Origin of the sequence: Pacificispira sp., assembly GCF_965228185.1 — a bacterium.
In the GTDB taxonomy this organism is placed as follows: domain Bacteria; phylum Pseudomonadota; class Alphaproteobacteria; order UBA8366; family Aestuariispiraceae; genus Pacificispira.
Window position 1 is genome coordinate 323,053 of the sequence record NZ_CBDDHE010000006.1, and the last position, 15,565, is coordinate 338,617.

A 15,565-nucleotide genomic window follows, 5' to 3' on the forward strand; every position below is an offset into this window, starting at 1 on the left:
CGGTTGGATGAGTTTCACGACCAAATCCCAGGCCTTGCTGTCCCAACTGGCCGGCGATCCGACGACGGAAGCCCTGTTCACCGATCTGGCGGAACGGCAGGCGATCCTCCGTTTCGAAGCCGCACTGGCAGTGGTTCAGGCCCGACTAGGCCTCATTCCGAAGGATGCTGCGGCGGCCATCGTGGACGTTTGCGGGCGGTTCGAGGCCGATCCCCGCGATCTGGCGACAGCAATGGCGCGGGACGGGGTAACGGTTCCAGGCCTGATCCGGCAATTGCGCGAGGCCATCGGCGAACCGCACGCGAAACATCTTCACTTCGGCACGACGAGCCAGGATGCAATCGATACGGCCCTGGCCCTGCGATTGGCCGATTTCCTGAAGCTTCTCGATGGGCGGCTGAACACGGTACTGGCTTCTTTGCACAGTCTCGCCGACCGGTTCGGCGACCGGGCCCTGATGGGCCGAACCAGAATGCAGGCGGCCCTGCCGATCCGGGTCGCGGATAGAATCAACATCTGGGCTGCGCCGGTCGAAGACCGTTTGGCGACCCTGAATACTCTGTCGCCCTCCCTGCTGCGCCTGCAATTGGCGGGGCCGGTCGGCACATCGGAAACGCTCGGGCCGAAGGCGACGGACCTACGCGCGGCCTTGGCGCAGGAGTTGGGGCTGACCGATCCGGGGCGTTCCTGGCAGACGGACCGGACGGCACTGACGGATTTCGGCAGTTGGCTGTCGTCGGTCTGCGGCGTCCTTGGCAAGATCGGCCAGGACGTCGCCCTGATGGCGCAGATGGGCGGGGACGAAATCGCCCTGTCCGGCGGCGGCGGATCGTCGGCGATGCCGCATAAATCGAACCCGGTTCGGGCGGAGACGCTGGTTGCCCTGGCACGCTATACCGCGACCTTGCTGCCCGGCCTGCATGCCGCGTTGATCCACGAACAGGAACGGTCCGGCAGCGCCTGGACTCTGGAATGGCTGATCCTGCCGGATATGTGCATTGCGACCGCAGCGGCGACCCGCCATGCCCAGGCGTTGCTCGATGCGGTGGAATCCTTGGGGCAGGACGGGGCACCCGGCCGGTAACCGCCCCTGCTTAAACCAGGGACGCTTTCATCAATTCCATAATCCGGTCCGTATAGGCCGGATAGATCGTTGCGGCCTGACGTGCCAGCAACTGCCGACCGCCGTTCAAGGCCATGAAGTCGGGCGTGATATGCAGCCGGATCCACATGCCGTCCGTCATGCAATCGAACGCGTCGGCGACCTCGATGGGCGACCATCCTTCGATCGCATGTTCTGACGCCTGCTCGCACAAGGCCACCAGCCGATCGTAGCGTTCACGGTCATAGGCTTCGCAGATCTCCGCAAAGCGGGGCCGCGCCGCCGCCTCCCCCCAAAAGGAGTTCCACAGCGCCAGGTTCCGCGCGGTGCAGATCCGCGGATCCAGATCCGCCAACGCCAGTATCAGGATTTTCTCAACCGGATCGTCAGGAGCCTCGTCCAGCGCCGACTTCCAAAGCGCGTTGTATTCTTCGTAATGATGACGAAGCGTCGCGACGAGCAGGTTCTCCTTGCCCTTGAAATAGAAGACGGCAACGCCCTGGGACAGGCCCGCCGCCTTGGCGACGGTCGCAAGCGTCGTGGCCGACATTCCCAACTCGACAATCGAGTCGATCGCCGCGTCGACCAGCTGCTGCCGACGGCGGGCAGCATTCTCGGATTGCTCACCTCTGGGGCGACCGATCGGTTTACGCGCCGGGGTATTCGCGTCCGCCATCTCTTATCCCATGCATCGCGCTATCGCTTTCGCTATGCCGCAGTCCGCTTCGGATCGCAAGTCGATCTTTAATTTAAATAACTGCTCAAAAAAATTATAGACGGAAGCTGGCGTCTGCACTAGCCTTGATTTCGGTACACAGCGAAAAGCGCGAAATAGGCGGGTATATGGCGAACCGGTACGACGCAATCGTGGTTGGTGCGGGGCATAACGGCCTCACCGCCGCCAGTTATCTGGCCAGAAGCGGGCTGAAAGTCCTGGTGGTCGAGCGCAACGATTATATCGGCGGCGCGGCGGTCAGCCGTGAACTGCATCCCGGCTGGACCTATTCCAATTGTTCCTATGTCTGCAGCCTGCTTCGGCCCGAGGTTCAGCGGGAATTGGACCTGCCCCGCCACGGCCTGCAGGTCATCCCGTATGAAAGCGGCGCGACCTTCATGCGGAACGGCGACTATTTCGCCTATTACTCCGACCATGACGCGCTGCGCCGGGAGATCGCGCGGCATTCAAAAAAGGATGTCGATGCCTATGACCGGTATTCGCGCTTCGTCACGCGCCAGTGCCGGTTCATCAAGCCGCTGCTGATGCGCACGCCGCCGGACCCGGTCCGGCTGAAGCCGCGCGACATTCAGGAAATGCTGTATCTGGCCCGCCGCTTCCACGATCTGGGCCCGCGCGAGATGGCGGACACCCTGCGCTTCTGGACCATGTCGGTCGGCGAGTTCCTGGACGATTTCTTCGAAAGCGACGTGATCAAGGCGCATATCGCCGGATCCGGCATCATCGGCACCGGTCTGGGCGTCTACTCCCCCGGCACCGCCTATGTGCTGCTGCACCATTATATGGGAGAGGTCGACGGCAGCATCGGCGCCTGGGGCTTCACGCGCGGCGGCATGGGTGGGGTCAGTGCGGCCCTGGCCAGCGCCTTCCGGGAAGCGGGCGGCGAAATCCGCACCGGCAGCGCCATCGAGAAATTCCTGGTCAGCGGCGGACGCGTCACCGGCGTCGTTCTGGAAAATGGCGACGAGATCACCGCGCCGACCGTCGTGTCCAACATGGATGTCCGGCGCACCTTCCTGAAGCATGTCGACGGCGACGACCTGTCCGACGATTTCAAGAAGGCCGTGCGCCGGTTCAAGATTCGCGGCTCCTCCGGCAAGATCAACGTCGCCCTGGACGGCGCGCCCGACTTCATTGCCGCGCCGAAGAATGCGGCCTTACTGAAGGGCGACCTGCATGCGTCGGACAGTCTGGAAGAACTGGACCGCGCCTATGACGACTGGAAGGCCGGCCGGTGGTCTCAGGAACCGTATTTCGACATGCTGATCCCGACCTATATCGATCCGACCATGGCGCCGCCGGGCAAACACATGATGACCCTGTTCGTGCAATACGCACCCTATGAATTGGCCGGGGGCGAGAGCTGGGACGGGCCGAACCGGGAAGCCTTCGCCGATACGGTGATCGACAAGATCGAACGTCATGCGCCGGGCTTCCGCGATCTGATCGTCCACAAGGAGGTCCGCACCCCCTGGGATATCGAACGCGAGGTCGGCCTGACCGAAGGCAATATCTTCCAGGGCGAACTGACCTTCGATCAGTTGCTGTTCAACCGCCCGGTGCCCGGCTATGCCGACTACCGCTCGCCGATCAAGGGCCTCTATGTCTGCGGATCGTCATCGCATCCGGGCGGTGGCGTGATGGCGGCGCCGGGCGCGAACGCGGCACGGGAGATCCTGGGCGATCTGGGCCGCCAATCCGGCAGTAATTCCGTCGGGAGGGCCGCGTGATGCGCTACGATTCCATCGTCATCGGGGCCGGTCATAACGGCCTTGCCGCCGCGATCCTGCTGGCGAAACAGGGCAAGTCCGTTCTGGTTCTGGAAAAGAACGCGGTGCCGGGCGGCATGGCCGCCAATGGCGAGATTGCGGACGGCATCCAGGGGCCGCAACTGGCCCATCTGATGGGCGGCCTCGGCAAGGCGGAGATCGACGCCCTGGACTTGAAGCGCCACGGCCTAACCTTCGCCGCGCAATCCATACCGACCGTCGCCCTCGACGAATCCGGCCGCCACGTGTCGCTGCGGGGAAGCGAGGCGTCCTTCGCCGATGGCGGCGCGCATCCCGACGCCGCAGCCTTCAAGACGCTTCGGGATCGGATGGTCCGTTTCGCGGACAAGCTGGCAACCCTGACCCAACGACCTCCGCCCCGCCTGGACGGGATCGATCTGCGGGAAGCGGCGTCCCTGGCGGGATTGGCCTTTGGCATCCGCGGGATGGGCAAAACCGATGCGCGGGAATTCATGCGTGTCCTGTTGTCCAACGCCTATGACGCGATCCTGGATGAGATCGACGATGGGGTCGTGGCCGGGGCGCTCGGTCTCGACGCGGTGATGGGCGGCCATATCGGTCCGCGCTCCCCCGGTACCGTTCTGACCCTGATGTACCGGTCTATCGGCGGCGGGGCGCGGCACATTCCCGCCGGCGGGATGGGCGGCGCCATGCGTGCCTTCGAAGCATCGGCCCAGGCGGCCGGTGTCGAAATCCGCTATGGCGCGGGCGTCCATGCAATGATCGTCGAGGACGACCGGGTTGCCGGTGTCCTGCTGGCCGACGGTACCGAAATCCGGTCCGCGTCGGTCCTGTCCAGTCTCGACCCGCGCAGCACGATGATGCTGGCCGGGCCGGCCCATTTCGACGCCGAGATGGTGCGCCGGATCCGTAAGATCCGCGCGAAGGGCTGCACCGCGAAGGTCAATCTGGTCCTGAACGACGCGCCGCGCATCGAAGGGCTGACGGCCGGGCAGATGTCCGGACGGCTGCTGGTCGCCCCGTCGTTGAACCGGATGGAACTGGCCTTCAATCGCGCCAAATACGGCGAACTGCCGGAAGATCCGATCCTGGAAGTGACCATCCCCAGCCTGGCCGATCCATCCCTGACGACGGGCGGCAAGCATATCCTTTCGGCGGTGGTTCAATACACGCCCTACGAATTGAAGGATGGATGGTCGGACAAGACCCGCGCCGCGCTGGCGAAAGCGGTGGTCACGGCACTTGCCCGATACGATTCCGGCATGGCCGGCCGTGTGACCGCGCAGCAGGTTCTGACCCCGATGGACATCGAAGCCCTGACCGGCGCGCCGGGCGGCCATTGGCATCATGGCGAGATGATCGCCGATCAGATGCTGATGCTGCGGCCCGCCCCCGGGATCGACCGCTACGCGCTGCCATTGGGCGGGCTGTATCTATGCGGCGCCTCCTGCCATCCCGGCGGCGACGTCACCGCCCTGCCCGGATGCAACGCGGCCAGGATCGTCCTGGCCCAAGAAACGCGGAGGGCAGCGGCATGACCGTGATCAAACCGACCCGTACGGACGCCAAGGCCGTCGCGCGCGGTCTCATCCCCTCCCCCTTCGATGCCCGGTTGCGGCCGTTCAGCCTGTATCAGGACTGGATGCCTTGGGCGGGCTATGTTTCGCCGCGCCGGTACGACACGGTGGAGGCGGAGTATTTCGCGATCCGAAATCAGGCGACGCTGTTCGACGTTTCGCCGATGCACAAATACCGGATAACGGGTCCGGACGCGACGCAGGTGATGAACCGTCTGGTGACCCGGGATGTCACGAAGATGCGCGACATGCGCGTCGGCTATTCGCTGTGGTGCGACGAGGACGGACACGTCATCGATGACGGCACCGTCTTCCGCTTCTCGCCGACCGATTACCGCCTGTGCAGTCAGGAGCCGCAATATAGCTGGTTGCATGACATCACCTGGGGGTTCGATGTCACGATCGAAGACGAGAGCCATAGCATCGCCGGGCTTTCGCTGCAGGGGCCGACCAGTTTCGCCGTCCTGGAACGTGCGGGCTTCGCCGGGGTCGAGGCCATGAAGCCGTTCGACATGATGCATGCCGATGGCGACACGTTGATCTCGCGCACCGGCTTCACCGGCGATCTGGGTTACGAGATCTGGTGCCCGGCGGAGAAAGCCGAGGCCCTGTTCGACCGGCTGTGGCCCGCCGGATCGGATTTCGGTCTTCGGCCGATCGGATTCGATGCGCTGAACATGACGCGGATCGAGGCCGGGTTCATCGCGCCGGGTGTCGATTTCCAATCCAGCCATCACGCGCTGCGTCCCACAAGGGGCCGGACGCCGTTCGAACTGGGATTCGGCCGGCTGGTCGCGTTCGACAAAGGACATTTCAACGGTCGCCGGGCGCTGCTGGACGCACAGAAGCGCGGCCCGCGCTACGTGCTCGTCGGCCTGGACATCGAAGGGCACAAGCCCGCCGACGGGGCCTTCATCTATCACCGCAAAAAGAAGGAAGCGGGTCATGTCACATCCGCATTATGGTCGCCTACCTGCAAGCGGAACCTGGCCGTAGCGGAGCTGAAGGTTCCGTTCGGAACCGACATCCTCTCGGACCTATGGGCCGAGATCTATCACCACAAGGAAGGCAAATGGGAACGGGTGATGGCCCGCGCGACCGTCGCGGAACGCCCGTTCTTCAAACATGCGAGGCGGGGGGCGACCCCGCCGGGAAGGTACTGATGTTCATCGAAGAAAAGTCCAATCCGGGGCTCAGCAATTCCGCGGCGACGATCCGCGATTATGACAACAAACACTATATGCATCCGTGGGAGGCAATGTGGGTCGAAGACGGTGCGGACCGGACCATTTCCGCCCGCGCCGAAGGCATTTACGTCTATGACCAGAACGGCAAACGCCTGATCGACGGGCCGGGCGGCATGTGGTGCACCCAGATCGGTTACGCCAACAAGGAAATGGCCGACGCGATCTCCGATCAGGTCATGCAGCTCGCCTATCACTCGCCCTGGAATACGGCGAGCGAACCTTCGGCGGTTCTGGCCAAGAAACTGGCCGACCTGGCGCCCGGCGACCTGAATACGGTGTTCTTCACGACCGGCGGATCGACCGCCGTCGATACCGCCATCCGCTTCATGCATTTCTACAACAACCGGCTGGGGCGGCGGGACAAGAAGATCGTGATCTCCCGCGAGAAGGCCTATCACGGATCGACCTATCTCTCGGCATCGGTGACCGGCAAGGAGCGCAGCAAGAGCTGGTTCGACCTGGACCGGGAGAACGCCATTCTGCTGCCGAACGTCAATCCGTCGATCCGTCCGGAAGGGATGAGCATCGAGGATTGGTGCGACGCCAAGATCGCCGATCTGGAGAACGCCATCGCCGAAGCCGGGCCGGACAATGTCGGTGCCTTTATCGCCGAACCGATCCTGGCGTCCGGCGGGGTCATCATCCCGCCGCCCGGCTATCACCAGCGCTGCCTGGAGATCTGCCGCGCCAATGACATCCTCTATATCTCGGACGAGGTCGTGACCGGCTTCGGCCGTCTGGGTCATTGGTTCGCATCCAAGGACGTCTATGGCATCGAACCGGATATCATCACCTGCGCCAAGGGACTGACTTCCGGCTATCTGCCGCTGGGCGCCTGCCTGATCTCAGATCGCGTGCTGGAACCGATCACCGGTAAAGGACAGGAGGACATCATGTTCTCCAACGGCTACACTTATTCCGGCCATCCGGTGTCCTGCGCCGCGGCGTTGAAGAATATCGAGATCATGGAGCGTGACGGATTGCTGGAACATGTCCGCGAAGTCTCGCCTTACTTCCTCAAGCGGCTGCATGCTCTCCGGGCCTCTCCCGTTGTCGGCGATACGCGCGGTGTCGGGCTTGTCGGCTGCGTCGAGGGCCGGATTGCCGCGAAGGGCGATCGGCTGGCGCTGGATCATGAATTCGGCAATCGCGTCGATCGAAAATGTGAGGAACTGGGCCTGATCGTCCGGCCGCTGATCAACATGTGCGTCTTCTCGCCGCCGCTGATCATCACAAAACAGCAGATCGACGAAATGTTCGATATTCTGGAAGAGGCCATTCGTTCGGTCGAAGCCGAAGCGGAGGAAGGATTCGCATAACACCGCCTAGCAAGGGTGGGGATACTAGGGACCAACTGAACTGGGAGAATGAAGTATGAAGATAACGTCGATACGCGCGGCGGTGCTCGCCGCGACAGCCATCGCTTTCACCGCCGGGGCCGCGTCGGCCCAGGACGGCGACTTGATCGTCTTCGACTGGTCGGGATACGGCGACCCTGAATTCCACACCGCCTATATCGAACAATACGGCGCGTCGCCGACCTTCGCCTATTTCGGGGACGAGGAAGAGGCCTTCCAGAAACTGCGCGCCGGGTTCAAGGCGGATTTGGGCCATCCCTGTTCGCAAAGCGTCGAACGTTGGAAGGATGCCGGCCTGATCGAGCCGATGGACCCGGCGAAGATCACCGCCTATGACACGCTGATCCCGGGCTTGCGTGACATGCAGGGCTTCAATGAGGACGGCAAGGTCTGGTTCGTTCCGGTCGATTGGGGCAACACCGCCCTGGTCTATCGCACGGACATGATCGACGAATCCGAAGTCGGGTCCTTGCAGGCCTTCGCCGATCCGAAGTTCCAGGGCAAGATCTCGGTCGGCGACAATGTCGACGACGCCTATGCCCTGGGCTTCCTGGCCGTCGGCGTCACCGACTGGACCAAGGCGACGGACGAGCAGTTCCAGGCGGCGTCCGACTTCCTGCGCAAGGTTCACCAGAATGTTCGCTTCTACTGGCAGGACGGCGCGACGCTGGCGCAGTCGATGTCGGCAGGCGAGGTTTCCCTGGCCTGGGCCTGGAACGAAACCCCGGTGACGATGCAGGCCGAAGGTCATCCGGTCGCCATGAAGCGCGATACCGAAGAAGGCCTGTCGACCTGGGTCTGCGGCTTCGCGAAATTGACCAATGGCGAAGGCAGCGACGACAAGGCCTATGACTATGTGAACGCCTTCCTGTCCGAAAAGTCCGCCGACTACATGGTCAACGCCTGGGGCTATGGCCATTCGAACCAGGCCGGTCTGGATAAGGTCGACCCGGCGGTGCTGGACAGCATGGGCTACAGCAATCTGGAGGCCTTCAAATCGAAGACCTTGTGGCAGGCACCGGTGCCCTATGAACTTCGCGAAAAGATGATCGCCGAGTTTGAGCAAATCAAAGCCGGCTTCTGATTTCCGCAACCACGCTATACTCGCACGGCCGCTCCGGAGTTTCGGGGCGGCCGTACGCATTTGGAGGGACGCCATGACCAGCGACGAAAATTACGACGACCGGCACATCGCCTTCCTGGAGGCACTATGGGGTGAGGGCTATCTGTCCCCTGGCGGCCCGGCGGAAGTCGAGCGGCTTCTCGACGGGTTGGACCTGTCCGGGAAGACAGTCGTCGATATCGGCAGCGGCGCCGGCGGCATTACCATTGCCCTGGCGCGGGACTACAACGCGGCCAGGGTCATCGGGCTCGACGTCGAGGCGTCGGTCTGCACCCATGCCCGCCGGATGGTCGACCGCGCCGGCCTGTCCGACCGGGTTGAAATCCGGCAGGTGACACCGGGCCCCCTGCCGCTGGACGACGGATCGGTCGACATGGTGTTCAGCAAGGACGCCATCGTCCATATCCCGGACAAGGAAAGCTTGGCCAAGGACGCCTTCCGGGTTTTGCGCCCGGGCGGAATTTTTGCCGCGTCGGACTGGCTGATCTCCCATGACGGCGCGCCCTCGCCGGAAATGGCGGACTACATCGCGAAGGAGGACCTGAATTTCGGCATGGCTTCCCCGTCGCGATACGAAAAGGCGCTGACGGCGGCGGGCTTCGTCGACGTCAGTCTGACCAATCGCAATCCCTGGTATCGCGATGTCGCCCAGCAGGAGCTGGATCGCCTGACCGGCCCCGAACAACCGATCTTCGTCGATGCGATCGGGGAGGCGGATCTGGGTGGTATGATCGAAACCTGGCGGGTGATGCTGATCGTGCTGCGATCAGGCGAGCATTGCCCGCACCATTTCCGTGCGGTCAAACCCCGATAAGGAAGCGGATCAGGACAGCGGGACCAGACTTTCCGGTCCCCAACCGATCCGCACGGATTCCTGCGACGCCAGAATGCGACGGCCGACCGTGTTGCGCATCGACACGGTGATCGGCTCGTCCCGGCCGTCGACCGAGATCGAGTAATAGGTCATGTCGCCGTAATAGGACGCATCGACGATCTGGCCGGACATTTCATGTTCCGCCCGATCGTTGTCGTCGATCAGAAGGGTCAGGCGCTCCGGACGGACCCCGACGGTGATGTTCGAAGCGAAATCCTGTCCATGCGGGTTTTCGATTTCGACCCGGCCGAAACAGGCCGCATCGACCGTGACCGTCTTACCGTTCCGCGCCGTCATCCGGGCGTCCAGGAAGTTCATCCCGCCGATGAATTCCGCCACGGCGCGGCTCTTCGGATGCTGATAGATCTGTTCCGGCGTATCGCACTGGGCAATGTCGCCGTTGAACATGACGGCGATCCGGTCGGACATGGTCAACGCCTCCTCCTGGTCATGGGTGACCAGAATGAAGGTGATGCCGACCTGACGCTGAAGCTGCCGCAGCTCGACCTGCATATGCTCGCGCAGTTTCTTGTCCAGTGCCGAGAGCGGCTCGTCGAGCAGCAGCACTTTCGGACGCATGATCAAGGCGCGGGCCAAGGCGACACGCTGACGTTGGCCGCCCGACAATTCGTTGGACCGCCGTTCCCCCAATGCCCCCAGGCCCACCTGCTCCAGCGCTTTCTGCACCCGGCTGGCCTTTTCCGCCTTGTCCAGACGCTGGCGGCGCAAGCCATAGGCAACATTCTGGGCAACGGTCAGATGCGGGAACACGGCGTAAGATTGGAACACCATGTTCGTCGGCCGCCGATTTGCCGGAACGCCCGCCATGGGTTGCCCGTCGATCAGGATATCGCCATGGGTCGGGTCGTCGAAGCCGGCGATCATCCGCAGCAAGGTTGTCTTGCCGCAGCCCGACGGGCCCAGCAGAGAGAAGAACTCGCCGCCGCGGATGTCGACGCTGATATTGTCCAGCGCCGTGAAGGCCCCGAACAGCCGGGAGACGTCGCGAACCTGAATGATCGGATGTGTGCTCATATGACGGAATCCTCGGTACCGGTGCGGCGCTGTGCGCGCCGACGGAAATATTCGGCCGCGCAGAGCAGGATGAAGGATGCGAGGAGCATCAGACTGCCCAGGGCCAGGATGTTGGGCAGCTTGGCGATGAAGCGCAACTGCCCCCAAATGAAGATCGGCAGGGTCGGTTCCGTGCCGCTGAGGAAGAAGGCGACTATGAACTCGTCCAGCGAGATCGTGAAGGTGATCAGCAAGCTGGAAACGATGCCCGGCGCCACGACCGGCAAGGTGACCCGGAAGAAGGTCATCAGCGGCCCTTCGCCCAGATCCATGGAAGCTTCCTCTAGGCTTTGATCGAAGCCTTCGAAACTGGATATCAAGATCGCCATGGAAAACGGCACGCACATCAGGATATGGCCCAGCGCCACGCTGATCAGCGACAGGCTGAAGCCCAGCTGAAGCAGCACGACCAGCATGGAGATCGCGACCAGGATTTCCGGCAGGACTAGGGGCAGCATGACAAAGCTGGTGATCGATTTCTTGGCGAAGAACTCGTACCGCGTCACCGCCCGGGCACCGCAGATCCCCAGGATGGTGGAAATGACGCTGGTGGCGATTCCAACCTTCAGGCTGTTGATCAGCGCCTGATGCATGCCAGGTTCGTTCGCCAGATTCTCGTACCATTGCAGGGTGAAGCCCTTCAGGGGAAAGGCGACGATGGCGCTGTCGTTGAACGAGAAGATCGGCAGGAACAGAACCGGCAGATACAGAAAGATCATGAAGCCAACGGCATAGATCGTCAGGAACTTGATTTTCATCGGACGCGCCCTCCCAAGAACCGCGCGACCAGAATGAAGGCGACGGATACTGCGGTGACCAACAGCATGGAGGTCATCGCAAGCGCCGCCCCCAGCGGCCAGTTATTGGCCTTGCCGAACTGGACCTGGATCATATTGGCGATCATCAACCCGTCGCTGCCGCCGACCAGGCGGGGGGTCACATAATCGCCGATTGTCGGGATGAAGACGATCAGCGACGCCGCGATCACACCGGGCAGAGACAGGGGCAAGGTGACCCGCAGGAACCGCATGACCGGCCCGTCGCCGAGATCGTTCGCTGCCTCCAGTAGACTGCGGTCGATCTTCTGAAGCGAAACGAAGATCGGCAGAATGGCGAAGGGCAGCCACGCATGCGACAGGGTCATTACGACCGCGTTTGCATTGTGCAGGATGAATTCCAGCGGCTCGCCGATGATGCCCAATTCCATCAGTGTGGAATTGATCACGCCGTTATAGCCCAGGATCAGCTTCCAGGCGAAAATGCGCAGCAGGTAGCTGGTCCAGAACGGGATCGTGATCAGAAAGATCCACAGCGCCTGGCGTTCTTTGACGTGAAAGGAGATGTAGTAGGCCAAGGGATAGGCGAGGATCACCGTAACAGCGGTGACGATCGCGGCGATGGTCAGGGACCGGAACATCAGGACGCGGTAGATCGGTTTCGACCAGACTTCCTGATAATTGGCCAGCGTGAAGGTCGTATCCAGGTCCAGATAGGTCTGGGTCCAGAAGCTGAAGGTGATGGTCACCGCGACCGGCACCGCCAGCAGAAGCAGGGCATAGAAGAAGGTGGGGCTCATCAGGGCGAAGCCCCTTACCCCCTCTTTCCGGATTATTTTGCTGAACCAGGATTGCCGCGACGGCCGCGGCCTTCCTATGGATGGATCGATATCTTCCGCTGCCGTCGTCACCTATCCCCTGCCCCCTTTACCTATTCCGCCACTGCGGCGGCCTTGCGATCCCCGTAGGCCGCGTTGACCGCGGCGACTTGATTGAACGCCGGCGCCTGTTCTTCGTTCATCACCGGAATGCGTTCCCGCAAGGCGTCATGATAGCACCGGACGCCATATTCCCTATCGGAAAGAATGATCCCGTCGAAGGCGCTGGATTCCATCGCCTCGCAACTCCATTTGATCAGCTGTGTATCCTCGTCGACGGTATCCCTGTCGATCCGTTCGGCCAGATAGCGGGCCAACCGCAACTGGCGATCCTCATCGGCATAGCGATAGGACATGCCCCGCTGAATCGTCTTACCGGCGGCCACCGGATACTCGTGATAGAAATTCACGCTTTCCGGGTAGAAGCTGATCACCGTGTTCGGAAACAGACCGACATACAGCCATTTCCGCTTGCTCTCCTTCGGCAGGTTCGGCCGGTCGGGCAGGATCTTCTTGTAGTTCTTCACACTCCACAGGCGTCCGTCGGATTCCGTGAATGCGCCGACGGATCGGTTCGTCCCGTTGACCAAGGCCTCGTCGTAATAGTTCTTGCCGTACAAATCCTGAAGGGCCGGATGCGCCATCGGCACGTGGTAGCCTTCATTGTCGACATCCCGCACTGCTTTCCAGTTCACATCCATTTCGTGGGACCAGACGCGATCGTAAGCGGGTATTATGGACTCCGTCTGATAGGGGGCGACTTCCGCCTCATGCCGCTTCATCAGTTCGGATACCGGCGGCTGATCCCCCTCCTTGAACCGGATGAAAATGAACCCCATCCAAATATCCAGCTCGATCGGCTTCAGGCCGTGCTCCACCTTGTCCAGCTTGGGCAGACTGTCCGGCACCGCCGGATTGCGCAGTTGGCCGTCCGTCCCGTAACTCCACCCATGGAAAGGGCAAGTGATCACACGTTTGCAATGCCCCTGCTCCTCCGCAAGGACACGCGAGCCGCGATGCCGGCACAGATTGTGGAACGCCCGGATCCTGCCATCGTCCCCATGCATGACGACCGCACGCTCGCCGACCATGTCGAAGCACATGTAATCGCCCGGATTGGGCACATTGGAGACATGGCAGACGATCTGCCAGTGCCGACGGAAGAGAACTTCCTTCTCGATCTCCGTCAGTTCTTCACTGTGATAAGTCCAGGCTGGCAACCCCGTACGATCCCAATTTTCGGGAACCTGGGTATTCATCGCTGCTTCCGTCATAACCGCACCACTAATTTCTTTGAGCGTTCATATAAAATAAATAACTCGACCCGGTTTGTCACTCGGAAATTTCTGTGGGCGGTCGAACGGACCCCAGGCAGAGCGGCCGAGGATCCGTTCGGTGTTCCAAGGTTTTCGGTTCCTACCGGTTTCCTGAATCAAGGTATCGACCGAGCCCGTCCAGCATATGGTTCCAGCCTTCACGATGAGCCGCCGCGCCGTCTTCCGGGTCGAAGTAAAGCCCGTGTTCGATCAGCCGCATCTCGCAACCGGCTTCGCGCTCCGAAAAACGAACCGTCACAACACCGGCAAAGGTCGGGCGTCTTTCGACATTCAGCGAGGTGGAGAACACGATCCGGCGATCCGGATCGATTGCGAGATAACGGTTCTCGTTGATGAACTCCGGCCCGCCCGCGGGGCCGAACCGGCACAGATCGATATGGCCGACCCGAAAGTCGAAGCGGTCAAAGACCAGGTGCCAGCCATCGCCGGGGTCGCTCCAGGCTGTTACCGCATCCTGATCGGACCATGCGGCGAACACCGCCGATGCCGAATGATTGAAGGTCCGGGTCAACGTGACGGTGCCGGGTTCTTCGTGGTCGTGCTGCATGGACTGATCCTTTCTTTTCAAAGGCCGGATGATGCCGGACTGACCGAATCCCTAGCGCGGCTCTGGCTTCGCCTCGAGGGGAGGAATGGACAAAAACGGGGCATTCATGCCAGCCTCCCGATATGGAGACAGATCAATCCCAACCGCCCCTGAATATCGGCATTCTGGCCCTGCCGGAAACCACGCCCCTGTCGGTCTACGGACTCTATGAGATATTTTCCACGGTCGGCAGGGTCTGGGGCGCGCTTACCGGCGAACGGCACGAGACCCGCCAAATCCGACCGGCGATCCTCGCCAAGACACTCGGTCAGTTCCAATCGTCCATCGGAACCCCGATCGCGCCCCATCGGACGCTGGACGACCCGGGGCCTTTGGACATTCTGATCGTCACGGACATCCGATTGCCCTTTGACGAAACCGCCCCGTCGCGATGGGTAGAAGAGATGGCGTGGACCCGCCGCCTCGTCGATGGCGGCACACAGGTCTGTTCTGTCTGTACCGGCGCGATCTTCCTGGCCGAGGCCGGATTGTTGGACGGCAACGACGCCGCCTCGCATTGGAGTGCCGCCCCGCTGTTCCGCGACCGGTACCCGAATGTCCATTTCAAGCCGGAACGAATTCTATGCAACTCCGGCCGCGAAGGTCGTTTGATCACCACGGGCGGCGCGTCTTCCTGGGAGGATCTGGCGCTGCATATCATCGCGCGCTATTGCGGCCGGGAGGAAGCGGCACGGATGGCCAAGCTCTTCGTTCTGGGCGACCGCAGCGACGGGCAACTACCCTATGCCGTCATGGCGCGGCCCCGGGATCATTCCGATGCGGTAATCGCCGAATGTCAGGTTTGGCTGGCGGACAACTACACCATCGCCAATCCCGTGACCCGCCTGGTCGAACGATCGGGTCTCGCCGAGCGGACGTTCAAGCGCCGGTTCAAACAGGCTACCGGATATGCGCCTGTCGCCTATGTTCAGGCCCTGCGCATGGAAGAAGCGAAGCAGATGCTGGAATCCGGTGATCAATCCCCCGAAGAGATCGCCGCGAGTGTCGGCTATGAGGACCCGACCTTCTTTCGGCGGTTGTTCAAGCGGCATGCGGGCGTCACGCCATCCCGGTATCGTCAGCGATACCGCTTCGACCCCGGACTGCATTGAGGTCGGGATTGGCATAAATCCCCCTGCTTCTGAC

At 62.0% G+C, this 15,565-nt stretch carries 14 protein-coding genes; 8 read left to right on the plus strand and 6 right to left on the minus strand.

Features of this window, described 5'->3' with window-relative positions; genetic code table 11:
- Positions 1-7 precede the first annotated feature (7 nt).
- Positions 8-1,084 carry a 3-carboxy-cis,cis-muconate cycloisomerase gene (locus tag ACO06O_RS12215; protein WP_421880109.1) on the plus strand — a complete coding sequence of 359 codons (1,077 nt, stop codon included), beginning with the start codon at positions 8-10 and terminating at the stop codon, positions 1,082-1,084.
- 10 nt (positions 1,085-1,094) lie between these two features.
- On the opposite strand, the gene ACO06O_RS12220 is transcribed toward ACO06O_RS12215, so the two are convergent.
- The gene (locus tag ACO06O_RS12220) at positions 1,095-1,778 is read right to left on the minus strand and encodes a TetR/AcrR family transcriptional regulator (protein WP_421880111.1); all 684 of its coding nucleotides are present in this window, start codon (positions 1,776-1,778) and stop codon (positions 1,095-1,097) included.
- A 167-nt stretch (positions 1,779-1,945) separates the two neighbouring features.
- Here ACO06O_RS12220 and ACO06O_RS12225 point away from each other — a divergent pair, with 167 nt between their 5' ends.
- The 6 genes from ACO06O_RS12225 (at position 1,946) to ACO06O_RS12250 (ending at position 9,708) form a co-directional block, all read left to right on the plus strand.
- Entirely contained in the window at positions 1,946-3,568 is a 1,623-nt protein-coding gene (locus ACO06O_RS12225) for a phytoene desaturase family protein (RefSeq protein WP_421880113.1), read from the plus strand.
- Positions 3,568-5,127 carry a phytoene desaturase family protein gene (locus ACO06O_RS12230; protein WP_421880115.1) on the plus strand — a complete coding sequence of 520 codons (1,560 nt, stop codon included), beginning with the start codon at positions 3,568-3,570 and terminating at the stop codon, positions 5,125-5,127. The genes ACO06O_RS12225 and ACO06O_RS12230 overlap by 1 nt, the downstream gene beginning before the upstream one ends.
- On the plus strand, positions 5,124-6,329 hold the full coding sequence (locus ACO06O_RS12235) for an aminomethyltransferase family protein (protein WP_421880117.1): 1,206 nt from the start codon (positions 5,124-5,126) through the stop codon (positions 6,327-6,329). Before ACO06O_RS12230 ends, ACO06O_RS12235 begins: the two co-directional genes overlap by 4 nt.
- The gene (locus ACO06O_RS12240; RefSeq protein WP_421880119.1) at positions 6,329-7,732 is read left to right on the plus strand and encodes an aminotransferase; all 1,404 of its coding nucleotides are present in this window, start codon (positions 6,329-6,331) and stop codon (positions 7,730-7,732) included. Before ACO06O_RS12235 ends, ACO06O_RS12240 begins: the two co-directional genes overlap by 1 nt.
- A 55-nt stretch (positions 7,733-7,787) precedes the next feature.
- Complete coding sequence (locus tag ACO06O_RS12245; RefSeq protein WP_420419972.1) at positions 7,788-8,855, plus strand: ABC transporter substrate-binding protein; 1,068 nt, start codon at positions 7,788-7,790, stop codon at positions 8,853-8,855.
- A gap of 73 nt (positions 8,856-8,928) precedes the next feature.
- Positions 8,929-9,708 carry a methyltransferase domain-containing protein gene (locus ACO06O_RS12250; RefSeq protein ID WP_421880122.1) on the plus strand — a complete coding sequence of 260 codons (780 nt, stop codon included), beginning with the start codon at positions 8,929-8,931 and terminating at the stop codon, positions 9,706-9,708.
- A 9-nt stretch (positions 9,709-9,717) separates the two neighbouring features.
- Here the strand turns inward: ACO06O_RS12250 and ACO06O_RS12255 are convergent, their stop codons facing one another.
- The 5 genes from ACO06O_RS12255 to ACO06O_RS12275 form a co-directional block, all read right to left on the minus strand.
- Complete coding sequence (locus tag ACO06O_RS12255; RefSeq protein ID WP_421880124.1) at positions 9,718-10,803, minus strand: ABC transporter ATP-binding protein; 1,086 nt, start codon at positions 10,801-10,803, stop codon at positions 9,718-9,720.
- Positions 10,800-11,600, minus strand: coding sequence for an ABC transporter permease (locus tag ACO06O_RS12260; protein ID WP_421880126.1), 801 nt, complete (start codon positions 11,598-11,600; stop codon positions 10,800-10,802). The genes ACO06O_RS12255 and ACO06O_RS12260 overlap by 4 nt, the downstream gene beginning before the upstream one ends.
- A complete protein-coding gene (locus ACO06O_RS12265) occupies positions 11,597-12,418 on the minus strand; it encodes an ABC transporter permease (RefSeq protein WP_421880128.1) in 822 nt (273 codons plus the stop codon). Before ACO06O_RS12265 ends, ACO06O_RS12260 begins: the two co-directional genes overlap by 4 nt.
- A 131-nt stretch (positions 12,419-12,549) precedes the next feature.
- Complete coding sequence (locus ACO06O_RS12270; protein WP_421880130.1) at positions 12,550-13,716, minus strand: aromatic ring-hydroxylating oxygenase subunit alpha; 1,167 nt, start codon at positions 13,714-13,716, stop codon at positions 12,550-12,552.
- Positions 13,717-13,912: 196 nt separating this feature from the next.
- Entirely contained in the window at positions 13,913-14,380 is a 468-nt protein-coding gene (locus ACO06O_RS12275) for an SRPBCC domain-containing protein (RefSeq protein ID WP_421880132.1), read from the minus strand.
- Between the two features lie 122 nt (positions 14,381-14,502).
- Here ACO06O_RS12275 and ACO06O_RS12280 point away from each other — a divergent pair, with 122 nt between their 5' ends.
- A complete protein-coding gene (locus ACO06O_RS12280) occupies positions 14,503-15,531 on the plus strand; it encodes a GlxA family transcriptional regulator (protein ID WP_421880134.1) in 1,029 nt (342 codons plus the stop codon).
- Positions 15,532-15,565: the final 34 nt, after the last annotated feature.

Coding starts and splice junctions, on each gene's coding strand:
- ACO06O_RS12215 (WP_421880109.1), top strand. CDS start 8: ATGAGTTTCACGACCAAATCCCAGGCCTTGCTGTCCCAACTGGCCGGC.
- ACO06O_RS12220 (WP_421880111.1), bottom strand. CDS start 1,778: ATGGCGGACGCGAATACCCCGGCGCGTAAACCGATCGGTCGCCCCAGA.
- ACO06O_RS12225 (WP_421880113.1), top strand. CDS start 1,946: ATGGCGAACCGGTACGACGCAATCGTGGTTGGTGCGGGGCATAACGGC.
- ACO06O_RS12230 (WP_421880115.1), top strand. CDS start 3,568: ATGCGCTACGATTCCATCGTCATCGGGGCCGGTCATAACGGCCTTGCC.
- ACO06O_RS12235 (WP_421880117.1), top strand. CDS start 5,124: ATGACCGTGATCAAACCGACCCGTACGGACGCCAAGGCCGTCGCGCGC.
- ACO06O_RS12240 (WP_421880119.1), top strand. CDS start 6,329: ATGTTCATCGAAGAAAAGTCCAATCCGGGGCTCAGCAATTCCGCGGCG.
- ACO06O_RS12245 (WP_420419972.1), top strand. CDS start 7,788: ATGAAGATAACGTCGATACGCGCGGCGGTGCTCGCCGCGACAGCCATC.
- ACO06O_RS12250 (WP_421880122.1), top strand. CDS start 8,929: ATGACCAGCGACGAAAATTACGACGACCGGCACATCGCCTTCCTGGAG.
- ACO06O_RS12255 (WP_421880124.1), bottom strand. CDS start 10,803: ATGAGCACACATCCGATCATTCAGGTTCGCGACGTCTCCCGGCTGTTC.
- ACO06O_RS12260 (WP_421880126.1), bottom strand. CDS start 11,600: ATGAAAATCAAGTTCCTGACGATCTATGCCGTTGGCTTCATGATCTTT.
- ACO06O_RS12265 (WP_421880128.1), bottom strand. CDS start 12,418: ATGAGCCCCACCTTCTTCTATGCCCTGCTTCTGCTGGCGGTGCCGGTC.
- ACO06O_RS12275 (WP_421880132.1), bottom strand. CDS start 14,380: ATGCAGCACGACCACGAAGAACCCGGCACCGTCACGTTGACCCGGACC.
- ACO06O_RS12280 (WP_421880134.1), top strand. CDS start 14,503: ATGGAGACAGATCAATCCCAACCGCCCCTGAATATCGGCATTCTGGCC.